This is a genomic window from Psychrobacillus sp. BM2 (assembly GCF_048572895.1).
Taxonomy (GTDB): Bacteria; Bacillota; Bacilli; order Bacillales_A; family Planococcaceae; genus Psychrobacillus.
Map to the genome: position 1 here is coordinate 3,130,354 of NZ_CP183878.1, position 14,231 is coordinate 3,144,584.

At 37.5% G+C, this 14,231-nt stretch carries 12 protein-coding genes and 2 pseudogenes; 6 read left to right on the forward strand and 8 right to left on the reverse strand.

Annotation, left to right across the window (positions count from 1 at the left end; genetic code table 11):
* Positions 1-151: 151 nt before the first annotated feature.
* The 5 genes from ACN6MX_RS15425 (at position 152) to ACN6MX_RS15445 (ending at position 6,407) form a co-directional block, all read left to right on the forward strand.
* Positions 152-901 carry an IclR family transcriptional regulator gene (locus tag ACN6MX_RS15425; protein ID WP_419959727.1) on the forward strand — a complete coding sequence of 250 codons (750 nt, stop codon included), beginning with the start codon at positions 152-154 and terminating at the stop codon, positions 899-901.
* 104 nt (positions 902-1,005) lie between these two features.
* Complete coding sequence (locus ACN6MX_RS15430) at positions 1,006-1,959, forward strand: fumarylacetoacetate hydrolase family protein (protein WP_419959728.1); 954 nt, start codon at positions 1,006-1,008, stop codon at positions 1,957-1,959.
* A gap of 36 nt (positions 1,960-1,995) precedes the next feature.
* Positions 1,996-3,120: a cupin domain-containing protein gene (locus tag ACN6MX_RS15435; RefSeq protein ID WP_419959729.1), complete on the forward strand. Its 1,125-nt coding sequence runs from the start codon at positions 1,996-1,998 to the stop codon at positions 3,118-3,120.
* Positions 3,121-3,547: 427 nt separating this feature from the next.
* A complete protein-coding gene (locus ACN6MX_RS15440; RefSeq protein WP_419959730.1) occupies positions 3,548-4,807 on the forward strand; it encodes an MFS transporter in 1,260 nt (419 codons plus the stop codon).
* A 145-nt stretch (positions 4,808-4,952) separates the two neighbouring features.
* Entirely contained in the window at positions 4,953-6,407 is a 1,455-nt protein-coding gene (locus ACN6MX_RS15445; RefSeq protein WP_419959731.1) for a phospholipase D family protein, read from the forward strand.
* A 347-nt stretch (positions 6,408-6,754) separates the two neighbouring features.
* Here the strand turns inward: ACN6MX_RS15445 and ACN6MX_RS15450 are convergent, their stop codons facing one another.
* The 4 genes and pseudogenes from ACN6MX_RS15450 to ACN6MX_RS15465 form a co-directional block, all read right to left on the reverse strand.
* Positions 6,755-7,228, reverse strand: coding sequence for an NUDIX hydrolase (locus ACN6MX_RS15450; RefSeq protein ID WP_419959732.1), 474 nt, complete (start codon positions 7,226-7,228; stop codon positions 6,755-6,757).
* Positions 7,212-7,709 (reverse strand): YbaK/EbsC family protein, encoded by a 498-nt coding sequence (locus ACN6MX_RS15455; protein WP_419959733.1) that lies wholly within the window; start codon positions 7,707-7,709, stop codon positions 7,212-7,214. Before ACN6MX_RS15455 ends, ACN6MX_RS15450 begins: the two co-directional genes overlap by 17 nt.
* An 856-nt stretch (positions 7,710-8,565) precedes the next feature.
* Positions 8,566-9,700: pseudogene (locus ACN6MX_RS15460) on the reverse strand (TIGR04053 family radical SAM/SPASM domain-containing protein).
* A 303-nt stretch (positions 9,701-10,003) separates the two neighbouring features.
* Positions 10,004-10,303, reverse strand: a pseudogene (locus ACN6MX_RS15465) (MFS transporter); the annotation flags it as partial.
* A 32-nt stretch (positions 10,304-10,335) separates the two neighbouring features.
* Here ACN6MX_RS15465 and ACN6MX_RS15470 point away from each other — a divergent pair.
* Positions 10,336-10,542: a hypothetical protein gene (locus ACN6MX_RS15470; RefSeq protein WP_419959734.1), complete on the forward strand. Its 207-nt coding sequence runs from the start codon at positions 10,336-10,338 to the stop codon at positions 10,540-10,542.
* A gap of 2 nt (positions 10,543-10,544) precedes the next feature.
* On the opposite strand, the gene ACN6MX_RS15475 is transcribed toward ACN6MX_RS15470, so the two are convergent.
* The 4 genes from ACN6MX_RS15475 to ACN6MX_RS15490 form a co-directional block, all read right to left on the reverse strand.
* The gene (locus ACN6MX_RS15475; protein ID WP_419959735.1) at positions 10,545-10,970 is read right to left on the reverse strand and encodes a GlcG/HbpS family heme-binding protein; all 426 of its coding nucleotides are present in this window, start codon (positions 10,968-10,970) and stop codon (positions 10,545-10,547) included.
* Positions 10,971-11,098: 128 nt separating this feature from the next.
* Entirely contained in the window at positions 11,099-12,112 is a 1,014-nt protein-coding gene (locus ACN6MX_RS15480; protein WP_419959736.1) for an alpha/beta hydrolase fold domain-containing protein, read from the reverse strand.
* Between the two features lie 114 nt (positions 12,113-12,226).
* A complete protein-coding gene (locus ACN6MX_RS15485) occupies positions 12,227-13,465 on the reverse strand; it encodes a sensor histidine kinase (RefSeq protein ID WP_419959737.1) in 1,239 nt (412 codons plus the stop codon).
* Complete coding sequence (locus ACN6MX_RS15490) at positions 13,462-14,151, reverse strand: response regulator transcription factor (protein ID WP_419959738.1); 690 nt, start codon at positions 14,149-14,151, stop codon at positions 13,462-13,464. Before ACN6MX_RS15490 ends, ACN6MX_RS15485 begins: the two co-directional genes overlap by 4 nt.
* Positions 14,152-14,231: the final 80 nt, after the last annotated feature.

The window sequence follows — 14,231 nt, forward strand, 5'->3', positions numbered from 1 at the left end:
TCCTAATATAATTTACATTCCACAAATAGAGAACAAAGTTTCTTTATAATGAAAATCTAACGCAAATGTATTATATTTGTCAATAACGAAACAAAATATTCTAATATTTTAAATAAGTATTTTATTAACTTTTGAGAAAGCAGGATGACGTATGGAAGAGAAGAAACAGACAGTTATTCAATCCTTGCAAACCGGATTAGAACTATTAGAAATAATTGCTAAAGAACGTAGACCTATGAAATTCACAGAAATTCAACAGCTGTCAAATATGACAAAAAGTAAGATGTATAAATATTTAACAACACTTACTCAGTGTGGGTTTTTGTTTAAAGACCCCGTTACAAATATGTATAAACTAGGTAACAAACTCATTGAGTTTGGTAATATTGCTCAAGGAGATACATCAATAATTGAGCTTGCTGATCCCTATCTAAAAGCTTTTACCGAGGAAACAGGATTAACTGCATTAATCGCTATCCCTTCTGCGGAAGGTCCACTTATAAAAGAAATTTGGAGTGTTACATATGGCATTAATATTGGAGCACAAAATGGAACTACTTTACCACTTATCTCCTCTACTGGCTCCATTTTTTATGCCTTTAAAAAAGGTATACATATAAGCAATTGGATTGATCAATCATGGATGACATTGTCCGACCAAACACAACAACAGGTTAAACAAGAGATCGAACAAGTAAGAGCATACCTTTTTGCAGCAAAAACAGAGCCACTAATAGAACATATTTCATCTTGCAGTGTGCCCATTTTTAATTTTCAGCAAGAATTAGTAGCTGCGATTACCGCAGTAGGATTCAAAAATCTTATCCCGAATGATCATAAACATCCTACTGCACAAAAAATGCTAGCGCTTTCACAAAAACTATCCAATTATCTTAAGTAAAAGAAAGATTTTTCTGAAAAAGGTTGACATTACACTAGAAAATGTATTATCTTTTTCTATAAATAGAGAACAATGTATTCTATTTTGATAAAAGGAGGATTATAATGAAATTAATTAACTATACACTTAATGGAATCACACGTGCTGGGGCAATTGTAGATGAGCAAGTCGTCGATTTAAATTATGCATATGAAACACAATTAAAAGAAGCCGGTGAACATCGTTATAAAGAAATCGCACATGCATATGTACCTGCTACAACAGATGAGCTATATCAAGGAGGTAAGAAATCAATTGAATTAGCTCAAACAGCTATAGACTTCATTTTGACTAATCCAACAGTATCTGCTCAAAAAGCAATTTTTTCACTTGAAGAGGTCAAAGTAGAAGCACCTGTTATAAATCCCGGGAAAATTATTTGTGTAGGGCATAATTATCGTGAACATATTTTAGAAATGGGTCGTGAATTACCAACACATCCAGTTATTTTTGCTAAATTTGCGAATACTATTTTAGGTCCAGAAGATGATATTCCATTTTATCCAATTTCTGATCAATTGGATTACGAAGCAGAATTTACATTTGTTATGGGAAAAAGAGCACATAATGTTTCTGAAGAAGATGCTTTGGATTACGTTGCAGGCTACACCATTACAAATGACGTGACTTACCGCGATATCCAACGCCGCACTTTACAATGGCTACAAGGAAAAACCGTAGATGGTTCGGCACCAATGGGTCCTTACTTGGTAACATCTGATGAATTAAGAGATCCATCTGGTTTAGAAGTTGTATTAACTGTAAATGGAGAAGTTCGTCAAAAAACAAATACAGCTAATCTAGTATTCTCTGTTCAGAAATTAGTGGCATTCCTTTCAAATCTGATGACACTTGAGCCCGGGGACGTTATTCTAACTGGTACTCCTGGCGGGGTTGGTGTGGCGATGAATCCGCCAACATTCTTAAAAGATAATGATATTGTACGTATTGAAATCGATAAAGTCGGTGCTTTGGAAAATAAAGTAGCAACTGTAGAAAATACATTAGTAAATGCTTAATATTAATCATTTTATCTGAAAAGGAGTCGAAGAATTATGGCTGGAGTATCACCAGAAGTAGCAGAATTTATGAAAAGTCAAACTGTAACAGACTTTACAAAAGAAATTTCTCAATATAACCTTGGACCACTATGGGAAGCCATTCCGGAAATTATGCACAAGACGCCAAAACCGCAAGCCGAGGCTTATCTTTGGTCAAAAGAATTAATCGATAAAAAAATGGGTGAAGCTGCCGAAATTTTCACACCCGACCGTGGTGGAGAACGTCGAGCAATCTATTTTCAAAATCCTGGCTTAACCTATCGTAAACCTTGGGGCTGGGGATCTACATCTCAGACAATTTATGCAGCTGTTCAGATGCTTCTTCCAGGAGAAAAAGCACCATCCCATCGTCATTCACAATCAGCTCTACGGTTCATTTCAGAAGGTAAAGGTGCCTATACAATCGTTCAAGGTGAACGTATTTTCATGGAAGAGGGAGATTTCTTAATTACTCCTAAAAACTTATGGCATGGTCATGCACATGAAGGCACTGAGCCAATGATGTGGATGGATGCTTTAGATATCCCAACTCTTTATGCAATTGGCGGTACTTTCTTTGAACCATACGCAGATGGACTGCAACAACCTGGCGTGCCAGACAACTTTACAGAGCAACGTTACCGTGGTGGTATGGTTCGTCCTGTTGGGGATGATAAATTTACAGTTGCACCACTAGCAAACTATAAGTGGGATCGCACTTTAGATGGTATTAAAGGGCTAATGGCATTTGATCCAGATCCGCATCACGGGTTTGCTGTTGAGTATATCAATCCTTCCACTGGTAAATCAGCAAATCCAACATTAGGAACTCGCATGCAACATTTACCTGCTGGTATGCATACAAAAGCATTGCGACATACACATTCAACTGTTTATCATGCTCACAAAGGTGAAGGCTACACAGTTATTAACGGTGTACGCTTCGACTGGAAAGCAGGAGACTATTTTGTTGTCCCTAACTGGGCTTGGTATGAACATATTGCTACAAAAGATTCATACCTATTCTCTGTAAATGATATTCCAATCATGGATCGCTTCGAGTTAGAGCAAGAACAATGTTATGACTCTAATAATGGTCATCAAGAAATTACTAGCGAATTTAAAGCAGCTTTTCGTTAATACAATTAATTGAATAAAATAATACCCCGTAAATGGTAGATAGTACTATCATTTGCAGGGTATTTTTCAAAACTTTTTTGAATGTTGTTGCAGCAAATTATGTAAGCGCTTTATTTTATCCTTACTTTAAGGTGGTGATAGAAAGCGAGAATAATAGAAGTTGATAATACAAGAAGCAGTTTCTATGTACTTGAAGTGGTACAAAAATGCCTTAAATTTTCTAAATATTCAAAAATTATAATTAGTACCAATCATCTTTCTTCGTTTTATTAATATGGATTCATATATTTATCTTTTTATTAAGATGATGCCGGTTATAAAAATCCAATCAATTGAAATTTATACTAATCGCTCTTCGTATCACCGTATTTTATGATTTAACCTACTAGCTATAACAATACGTGATTTTAAGGAAGGATGTTTTATAATGGAAAAAAAGAAATTTTGGAGATATGAAAATAAATTAACAATAATTTTCTTCTTCGTCATAGGTTTTGTATTCTTTGATCGTTTAGCAATTAACTATTTGTTCCCTATGATTTCAGTGGATTTAGGACTTAACTATACTCAGTTAGGTTTACTTGGAGCAGCACTTGCATTAACTTGGTCAATTTCGGGTCCCTTAGGTGGATTCATCTCAGATAAAGTGAAGAGCAAGAAAATAATGTTAGCAGTTTTAATACTCGCTTTCTCAGTTATTTCCTTATTACATGGTTTAGCACAAACATTCGCTATGTTATTCGTACTCCGCCTATTAATGGGGATTGTAGAGGGTCCAATGATACCGCAAACACAATCTATATTGGCTATGGAATCTTCGGAAAATCGTCGCGGATTTAACTTAGGCTTCACAATGAACACAAGTAATGCATTATTCGGTAGTATTTTAGCTCCGATAGTAATCGTTGCATTAGCAAATCAATATGACTGGCATTTTGCATTCTATTTAACGATTATTCCAGGGATAATTCTAAGTTTAGCAGTCCTAAAAGGTGTTAAAAATCCAGATCCAACGAAATTTCATGCTATGCACGCTACAAAATCGACTGAAAAAGTGAAAGTGAAAGAAGTACTGAAGCACCGTAATATTTGGTTATCAATTGTTGTCTTCAGCTTAGTTATGACAACATTAATGGCATTCCAAATTTTCGCACCAACATATTTGGTGCAAGCAAAAGGATTATCTAGTACTACAATGAGTCTTGTAATGGCCTCTTTCGGTGTTGGTTATGCAATCTTCGGTTTCTTAATCCCAACTCTTTCAGAGCGCACGGGTCGTAAACCAGCTTCTGCAGTCTCTGGTTTGTTGTTAATACTGGTGCCACTGAGCATAGTATTTGTTGATTCAGTTCCATTAATGATGGTGCTTTTATTCATCGGTTCGGCAGGTTCAGGTGTTATCGGTATGTCCATGTCCGTTATTCCTGTTGAGTCTGCTCCATTACAATACTCAGGACTTGCTATAGGTTTAACAATCGGTATTGGTGAGTTCGTCGGTGGATTCTTAAATCCAATGATAAATGGTGCCCTAGCAGACATGTATGGTATACAAACACCATTATATGTTGCTGCCGCAGCAGGTCTTCTCGGATTTGTATTCACGTTATTCTTTAAAGAAACAGCACCATCTAAAGTTAATAACACGCAAGAACCAATCGTTAATAGTAGTGTTTCAGTACAATCATAGTTTTAAACAACTTAGTCCAAGTCTTTTTGGGCTAAGTTTTTTATATTTTTCTTCATACAAACCAACCAACAAGATTAGCATATTGGTTTGTACTCTGCAGTTTTAGGGAAAAGTACTAAAAAGAGAATTTGTAGGGGGAAGAAAAATGGCTAAAAAGAAAAATAAGCCATGGAGTAAACGAAAAAGAATCGTGATGGGTTCTCTGGGTGTATTCGTACTAATTTATATTGCAGTTATACTGTGGCATACATATAAGCCCTTACCCGAAGGTGTTTCCTTTAAGGGACAAATACATAATACGGATTCTGTTGAGATGATTACTGACTTAACCTATGCACAGGACCGTGAAGGAACTGGCATGGTGCATGAAAATTATATATTTGAAGAAGTTTATAAAATGATTGAGGAAGCTGAAAATTTTATCGTTGTAGACTTTTTCTTATTTGATGGCTTTTACGATGAAAAGGAAAATTTCCCTAAGATTGCAGATACTTTGTCTTCTACATTAGCTCAGAAGAAAATGGACCATCCCGATATGCCTATTGTATTTATAACTGATCCGTTGAACAAAGGCTATGGGTCCTTTGAGAGTAAGTGGTTTAAGAAAATGAGAGAAGCAGGCGTAGAAATTGTTTACACCGATTTAGACCCTTTGCGCGATTCTACCCCTATCTATTCGGGTATTTATCGTACCTTTTTCCAATGGTTTGACTTTGGAGGCGAGGGATGGATTGCCAATGCGATGGCAAGTGAAGCCCCTAAGATGACAGTTGCCTCATATTTGACCTTACTCAATGTAAAAGCAAATCATCGCAAGGCAGTAGTTACTGATAAAGAAGCAATGGTAACGTCTTCTAATCCTCATGATGCAAGTGGATTCCATGGCAATATTGCTTTGAAGGTAACTGGTCCTATATTAAATGATATTTTGGAATCGGAGGAAGCCGTTTCTTTGTTTTCCGGAGGACCTAAACTACCTCGTGTTGACATGAAAGAATCTGACGGACAATATCAAGTTCAGTATTTAACAGAGAAGAAAATCCTTGATGCGTTACTTGCGGACTTAGCCGCAACCAAAAAAGGGGATAAAATTTGGCTCGGTATGTTTTTTGTAGCTAAGCGGGATATCGTAAATGCCCTTATTGATGCTGCAAATCGAGGTGTCGAAGTTAATATGATTCTTGATCCAAACGAAAATTCCTTCGGACGACAAAAATCTGGCCTTCCAAATCGTCCGGTGGTGCACGAAATGGTAGAAGATACGAAAGGAAAGCTAAATGTTCGTTGGTATAATACCGTTATCGGTCAATATCATACAAAAGCAATTTGGATTCAATCAAATGAACATACAATTATTTCTAATGGTTCTTCTAATTACACAGAACGAACATTAGATGATTATAATCTAGAAAATAACTTAAAGGTGATCGCACCAAATGATAGCGAATTAGTAGCGGAAATGGAGACGTATTTTGAGCGACTTTGGAATAATGAAGATGCTATGTATACAGTCGAATTGGATGAATTCCAGGATAGCTTTACTTGGTGGCAACGATGGATTTATACATTGCAGAAGTTTACGAAAGTTACTACTTATTAAAAGAAAAACGCTGAGCACACTCAGCGTTTTTCTTTGTCATTTCTTATACATAGAACTGTTTTCCATAAAATTACTATACAACAACACTTATCTATTTAAAGCACAAATCAAAATCCCAACTGCTAGAAATACAATTCCAACACTTTTCCTTTTTAATTTTTGTAAAGTATATCCATATAATACCCCACCCAGAAGGAATAACTCCCCAATTCCAAACAGTAGAAGTACTGTAAAAAGTAATTCATTTGGTCACTCTTATCATCCTTTCAAATACAGACAGTTTTGTAATTGCCAAGTAGAAAAAAACAGGAAAAGCTCCGAGCAGTTGTGCAGCTCAGAGCATTTTTTCAAGTCCCCACAATATGCTTAATATGCACAGGCAGCTCCCACATTTTCTCCTTCAAAAACTGTGGATATAGATTTATATACTTTATCTCGTCGAGTGTTTTCCAATAATATGTATGTATTTTTCCGTTCTCATCGACTTCGAATTCACTTCCTCTTTTAAGGATTTCCCTGTCTTTTAGCTCTAGCAAATAAAAGAAGCAAACTTCATGAAATTGCTCACTTAATGTTTTTTCTTTAAAAAAGTTTTCATTTACCCAAAGCATCCGATTTACGTTCACTTCTATTCCGAGTTCTTCTTTTACTTCACGTTTTACGGCATCTTCACTTTTTTCATTCATCTTGATACGTCCACCTGGTACATAATAATAAGGTTGCCCTTTATCTTGCATAATCAACAGCTTCCCATCATGTACTAGCAATCCTCCAACACGATAATTAAATCTTCCCTCGACAGTCTTAAACGATATGTCCATTTGACTCCTCCTCATACCAACCTTTACAAACATCTACCCACTCAGCCGCTTTTGCAAAAGTAAAAAGTTCTTCACATGAAAGCTCAATTGCACTATTACTACTTCCACAAGCCGGAAAAACGGTTTCAAAACGTGTTAACGATTCGTCTAGATAAACATTGATATGAGCAGGAATTCCAAATGGACAAACTCCTCCAACTGCATGTCCCACCTGCTCTAATACTTCTTCTGGAGATAACATTTTTGCTTTCACCCCGAATTTACTCTTAAATTTTGCGTTATCAATTTTTGTATCACCCGCAGCAACTATGAGCATACAGCTATCCTCTATTTTGAAAGACAGTGTTTTGGCTATTCTAGCAGGTTCCACATTCAATGCGACAGCAGCAAGTTCTACAGTGGCACTCGATGCCTCATATTCTTGTATTTTATTCTCCATTCCAAATTCTTTAAAATAGTCTCTTACTAATTCAATTGCCATTACCGAATCCCTCATTTTCTTTCGTTTTATTTTTCAGACTAATACATCTATTCTACTTGTTTTCATGGAAATTTGCCTAACCTAAAATAAAACTGCTCATAACAAACCTTGTCAGTCCATAAGAAAAACCGAGCAAAAAGACGCCCGGTCCTTATAGTTCAAAACCTGTTTCTAACGTTTTCGAAGGGCTCTGGACAGACTTATTGCTTAGTATTACCGAATGTTTTTTTAGAGATGCTGGTCGTGACTAACGTCACGACCAGCATCTCTTTTCTCAGTAATCTTATGGCGTTCGTCTGTCCGTCGCCCTCCTATAACTTTTAGAAACAGGTTAGTTCATTTTTAGGTAACTAAAGAAAAGCTACTTTCTTATTCATAGAGTAAGCTCTCGAAGATGCAATTTCGTTCGCTATTCACTTCTTTATAGTGCAAACACTTACTATTTCTCTTTATTTCCACTAGTGTAAAAGAAAACCTGCTTTCTTCCTCTATCATTGGTTCATCGCATTTCTAATACTAAAGCGATTACAAATAATTTGATCACTCTCTAAAATTTGACCAATCTTATCATCTAAGCGATAAGCTATGCTAAATTTTCTAGTGGAGTACTACACACTGATTGATTGTAGTGAAAGGTGGCGACTCCGGCGGGATGAGTGAGACAGATGAGCTATCACATCGACGCGTTAGCGACGGTGATAGCAATCGCTCCCCCCGCGGAAAGCGTCCACCTGAAACGGAAATCATAGTATTATTCATTTTTAAAAGCACCGAAAACCCAGTGTTCACGGTACATTTTTATATACTTTTTTTAAAAAAAACAAGTAATAGCATTCCCCTATTACTTGCTTTGTAGTTATACAATTGGTTGCTTAGCTTTCTTTTTCATGGCCTGAGGAATATAAACGCAATATGGTTCGCTCTCCATATAATCCCCTGTTACATTGTATGCTCTGGATCTAGATCCTCCGCACACTTTGTTGAACTCGCAAACGCCACATTTTCCTTTATATTTATCGGGACAACGTAAGTTTTGGAATACCTCCGAATTACGGTAAATTTCTGCTAAGGGTGTTTGGCGGATGTTCCCAGCTTTTATCGGTAGTAGTCCACTCGGCAACACATCACCTGTATGCGAGATGAAGACAAACCCATTCCCATCATTTACTCCTTTTGGTGCTCGTCCTAAACCATCGATTTTACCGGTATTCCCCATTGTCAATGCATCTTCATAGAAGATATGCTCTTTATCGCTTAATCCCTTTTGCTCGCGTAATTTTTGTTGAATAACTACTCGGCGATAATGCTGTGCAGCAGTTGTTTTAATATCAAATGGTACTCGTTTTGAAAGATTATATAGCCATCTAAATACTTTTTTCATGCTCAGCTGGCGAGATCATGTCTGTTTCTTTCCCTCTGCCAGTTGGAACTAGGAAAAATACACTCCATAGTACACAATTAAGCTTCTCCACCATTTCCGCCAACTCATCTAAGTAAGCATAATTATATCTTGAAATAACTGTATTAATTTGTAATGGCATTCCTAGTTCATTTAAATATTCGATAGCTTTCATCGTCAAATCAAAGGAACCAGTCGTCCCTCTAAAATGATCATGTACTTCTGCACAATGCCCATCAATACTAAAAGCCCACCTCGCTAGCCCAATATCTTTTGCCTTTTGCATTGCTTCTTTTGTCACATTTGGAGTAGCAGATGGAGTCATAGATACACGGACCCCTTTTTTAATAGCATACTCAGCAATATCAAATACATCTGGTCATTCCAATGGATCCCCACCCGTAAATACAAGTAAGGGATTTTCCATTTCATAAATATCATCTATTAACTTTTTACCTTCATCTAATGTTAACTCCAATGGATGTCTATGATGCTGAGCCTCTGCACGACAATGCAGACAATGAAGCTGACATGCACGGGTTAACTCCCAAATAACGAGAAACGGATTTTCATTATAATCTCGTGAAAACATACTTTTTCCTCCTATTGCACGAAGCATCTTATACTTGGAGTCTAACATTTTCAATTGAATTCCGAAGTGATATTATTCACTCACTGAGTATGAAAATGTGACAAATAATAAAGTGATACTTCAATCATTAGGGGATTCATCGTTTTAATAAGAATGTTTACTAAGATATACCTGTGCTTTAAAATTCCCATATAAAGATTGAAGTATTTGACATTGTTTTGGCTATTCAATAATGAGAAATGAAAAAGGGACATCCCCATTTTTTCGGGATGTCCCTTTTCTAGTTAGCTATCAAACTAAAGTCTAAGTATTAATATTCGCCCTTGCTGCAGTTTCTTTCTGGCCGTGCAGGAAGTAGTAAAGAACAGTAGTCGCCAGGATTGCAACGCCCATGATCACATAAAGGGTTCGGTAGCCGGTTAATGGAATGATGAATCCGAGTAAATAAGGACCGAATCCAAGTCCTGCTTCAAGAAATATAAAGAAGGTCGACGTTGCCAGTCCCATGCGATGAGGAGGCGTCAATTTAATTGCGATCGCTTGTGTGCTTGACTGCATATTACCAAAGCCGAGGCCAATCAGTACACCAGCTACTAATAAAGTGATGAAAAAGGGAAAGAGTGCGTGATATTTGAATGATTGGTCTAAAGTGGATTGCTTCTGCCTGCAAGTGTTGGCGTGCAGCTTATCGTGAACAGGAAATATTGGGACTAGGAGATACGCATAGAACCAAATCCAGCCGTCCGTTCAAACGCGAAATGACTTTAGAGAAAAAGTTAATAGCGAAAGGAACTTTCCTTATCGCTGTTATCGAACGTCGCACCTATGAATATTCCCCTTAATACTACTGGTGTTGACGCTGAACCATTGCCTCAAAGACACTAACTGCAGCATTTGCTACTTCTATGTCCTGTGCACTCGTTGCTCCACTAACACCAATGCCCCCGACTATTTTCTGGTTGTAAACTAAAGGAACACCTCCTCCGAGAACTACAATTCTCCCCTCGTTTGTTGTATTGATACCATATGACGGCCCGCCAGGCTGTGCTGCCTCCGCAAGATTTGAAGTAGGCATTTGCATCGCGACACTTGTCCATGCCTTATCAATAGCGATCTCTATTCCTCCAAATTTAGTATTGTCCATTCTCAAAAAGCCTTTGAGGTTTCCGCCCTCATCAACAATTGCTATATTCTCCGACAATCCCATTTCCTTGGCTTTCTTTTCTGACGCTTCCAACAATACCTTTGCCATTTTAAGCGATATAACCATATATGAATCTCCTTTCATTTCATTCTTTTATAATATTTTCGTTATAAAGAAATGGTTCACTACTTAAAAAAATTAATACAAAAATACAAAATAAAAAAACGAGTGGCAAAATTGCCACCCGCATAAATTTATTTTAATACACGATCGAGAAAATCAAATACTTCTTCAAGGTTTTCCTTTGAATTAAAAAGTTCTCCTCCATGGACAGCGCCTTCCAAAAGTGTAAGCTCCACTTTTTCATCCCCTAAAACATCTGTAAGTTTTTCAGAGAAATCAATGGACTGTTGCGTTGGAACGTTCGGATCAGCCGTTCCGTGTTGGATAAAAAACGCTGGATCGTTTTTGGTAATATAAGTTGTCGGATTAGCTTTTTCTACTTGCTCTATATTCTCGGTGATATTTTCGCCGATGTATTTGCTTTCTGGAGAATCATCTGAGCTACGTTCTCCCATTTTAGGCGTGATTCCTGATTTCGTGAACTGCTCATCCAGTTTTAAAAAGTCAATTTGTCCATACCAATCAACGACAGCTTGTACCTCAGAAGTATATTCCATGTTTTCGGTATTTTCACCGTTTAAAGAGTCGTCATCTCCGCTCGTTCCTACTAGTGCTGCTAAGTTTCCGCCCGCACTACCTCCCCATGCCGCAACTTTCTCAGAATCCAAGTTATATTCTTCCGCATTAGCTTTAACATAACGAATTGCAGCTTTTACATCACTAATCGCTGCAGGAAATATTGCTTCCCCTGAAAGTCTATAGTTGACCGCTACAACTGCATATCCTCGATTGACGCCTTCAAGCATGGCGGTCAGGTCCGTCCCTGTTTTATCTCCCTGCATAAATCCGCCCCCATGGATTGCGATGATGACTGGAAACGGGCCTTCTCCTTCATTTGGGAAATAAATGTCCAGCTTTTGAGATTCCGATTGGCTGCCGTATTTAACATCTAATTGTTTATTCTCAATGAAAGAGGTATCAATTGCCTCACCCTCAGGAACCTGTTGCTTCGTTTCTTCTTGTTGAGTTGTTTCCGTTTCTCCACTATTTTTGGGAGCCGTTTCTTTAGAACCGTTCGTTGAACACCCAGCTAATAATATAGATGCGAGGGACATTGATAAAATGGTTGATATAGACTTTTTCATTGCTTCACTCCTAATTGTTTTGTTTGTTCCTGCTGTAAATCATCATAACAAAACATTGTGGCACAAAAATGGCAGAAAAACGAGGTAAAACGTACGTTTTTTTCCCAAAAAATTTCATACTCTTTTTAAGGTGATAGTAAATGTAGTTCCAACATTTGCCTGACTCTTCACACTGATTTTCTCTCCCAGCTGTTCCATTATTTCAAGTGCAATAGAAAGCCCGAGACCACTGCCTGTACTTGTATGCGATAAGTCTTCCTTGTTAAACCGCTCGAATATGTGCGGAAGAACTTCCTTAGAAATTCCTGGGCCATTGTCCATTACCATAATCTTAGCTTTACGCGCTGTCGTTTTGGCATCGATGGTCACTATGCCGTGCTCCGGAGTGAATTTAAACGCGTTATCCAGTAATATGGTAAGCACTTGAGTGATGCGATTTTCATTTGAATAGGTCACTGGCAAACTTTTAGCCCGTTCTGTGATTAGAAATTGGACATCCATGTCGTCTGCCAAAATAGCAAAAGGCTCTGTAACTTTCGATATGACCTCTTTTGTGTTCACCATCGATTTGGTAAATGCCGTTTTTTTATATTGCAACCTAGATAATTCCAGTAAATCAGAAATGAGTTTTTCCAAGCGAATACTTTCCCTCAAGATGATGCTGTAGTATTGATCGATTTTTTCTTGGTCGGTGACGACATGGTCCGACAGTGTCTCTGTCAAAGCTTTGATCGATGCGAGCGGTGTTTTCAGTTCATGGCTAATATTGGCGACATAGTCTTTGCGCATTTGTTCCAGATGATTTTTCTCTTTTATAAACATCGCAAGAAAAAACAGGATGATGATCGTTCCAATTGCTAAACTCATGAAGAACACAAGGTAAAAACCATTCAGCGCAGCTTGATAAGCACGAGCCTCATTTAACAGATATATACCACCTGTCACTTTGTTGCCCTGAACCAGTGGTTGCCCTATCATAATTGCTTGCGCAGAATATCCCGGTATTTCTTGAATTTCAACTGCAGTTTTGCCACTGATTATTTTCGGTAAGTACGAGGTTAATTCTTTATTTATTTTCGCCGTAGAAGAAGATTTTGAGGTAAGTTCATTAGTGTAGACATCAATTTCCTTTCCATGTACATCATATGCCTTTATTAAAAAATCATCGGTTCTGCTTATCTTTTCACCATCTGCAACCACTTCTCCGATCAATGTGAGCGACGGCTGAAGTTCTTCGATCTTTGATTTGGTAAAGTAATGTTCGATTGCAAAAGCCCCCAGCAGCTGACCTGAAATAAAGATCGCTAAGATGACAAATGCAATCCACAGCTTGCTTGAAAATAACCGCTTCATACACATACCTCAAATTTATATCCAACACCGTAGACGGATTTTATGCAAAAATCGGGAGAAGCTTTGGCAATCTTCTTACGAATTCGTTTGATCAGTGTATCGACTGCGCGTGTGTCTCCGATATAATCATATCCCCAAACTTTGTACAGTAATTCCTCACGGTTGACCACTTTCCCTTTGTTTTTGACCAGAAATACCAATAACTCCACCTCTTTTGCAGTAAATTCAATTTCTTGATTATTAATCAGAACTTCATATCCGTCAATATCGATGGACAAATTCCCTGCTTTTAATTGGTGGGGATTTTCTTTTTTCGATTGCACCCTTTTCAGTATCGTTTTAATCCTTACTACTATCTCACGCGGAGAAAAGGGCTTTGTTATATAGTCATCGGCACCAATTTCCAGTCCGACAATCCTATCCACTTCTTCGCTTCTTGCACTAAGCATAATGATAGGGATATCACTGGTTTTACGTATTTCCTTACATACTTCGGTCCCAAATAGACCGGGCATCATGATATCAAGTATCACAAGATCAAAGTTGTTTTCTTTGAGGAGCTTGAGTCCCATCTCTCCGTCGTAAGCAGATTCACTATTCATACCCTCAGCTTGTAAATAGGCATTAATACTTTCATGTACAGCGACATTATCGTCACAGATTAATACTGTTAAGTTATGATCCATTATGGCATATCCCTTCAATCTCTAAAGTTCATTTCATGTTTGGATAATAAGGTTTTTCGAATTCTATATTTTCATACATT

What these genes read in the sequence shown, in the direction of transcription:
- ACN6MX_RS15470 (WP_419959734.1), top strand. Translation starts at nt 10,336, where the DNA reads ATGATTGGTCTAAAGTGGATTGCTTCTGCCTGCAAGTGTTGGCGTGCA.
- ACN6MX_RS15485 (WP_419959737.1), bottom strand. Translation starts at nt 13,465, where the DNA reads ATGAAGCGGTTATTTTCAAGCAAGCTGTGGATTGCATTTGTCATCTTA.
- ACN6MX_RS15435 (WP_419959729.1), top strand. Translation starts at nt 1,996, where the DNA reads ATGGCTGGAGTATCACCAGAAGTAGCAGAATTTATGAAAAGTCAAACT.
- ACN6MX_RS15430 (WP_419959728.1), top strand. Translation starts at nt 1,006, where the DNA reads ATGAAATTAATTAACTATACACTTAATGGAATCACACGTGCTGGGGCA.
- ACN6MX_RS15440 (WP_419959730.1), top strand. Translation starts at nt 3,548, where the DNA reads ATGGAAAAAAAGAAATTTTGGAGATATGAAAATAAATTAACAATAATT.
- ACN6MX_RS15450 (WP_419959732.1), bottom strand. Translation starts at nt 7,228, where the DNA reads ATGGACATATCGTTTAAGACTGTCGAGGGAAGATTTAATTATCGTGTT.
- ACN6MX_RS15490 (WP_419959738.1), bottom strand. Translation starts at nt 14,151, where the DNA reads ATGGATCATAACTTAACAGTATTAATCTGTGACGATAATGTCGCTGTA.
- ACN6MX_RS15425 (WP_419959727.1), top strand. Translation starts at nt 152, where the DNA reads ATGGAAGAGAAGAAACAGACAGTTATTCAATCCTTGCAAACCGGATTA.
- ACN6MX_RS15475 (WP_419959735.1), bottom strand. Translation starts at nt 10,970, where the DNA reads ATGGTTATATCGCTTAAAATGGCAAAGGTATTGTTGGAAGCGTCAGAA.
- ACN6MX_RS15445 (WP_419959731.1), top strand. Translation starts at nt 4,953, where the DNA reads ATGGCTAAAAAGAAAAATAAGCCATGGAGTAAACGAAAAAGAATCGTG.
- ACN6MX_RS15455 (WP_419959733.1), bottom strand. Translation starts at nt 7,709, where the DNA reads ATGGCAATTGAATTAGTAAGAGACTATTTTAAAGAATTTGGAATGGAG.
- ACN6MX_RS15480 (WP_419959736.1), bottom strand. Translation starts at nt 12,112, where the DNA reads ATGAAAAAGTCTATATCAACCATTTTATCAATGTCCCTCGCATCTATA.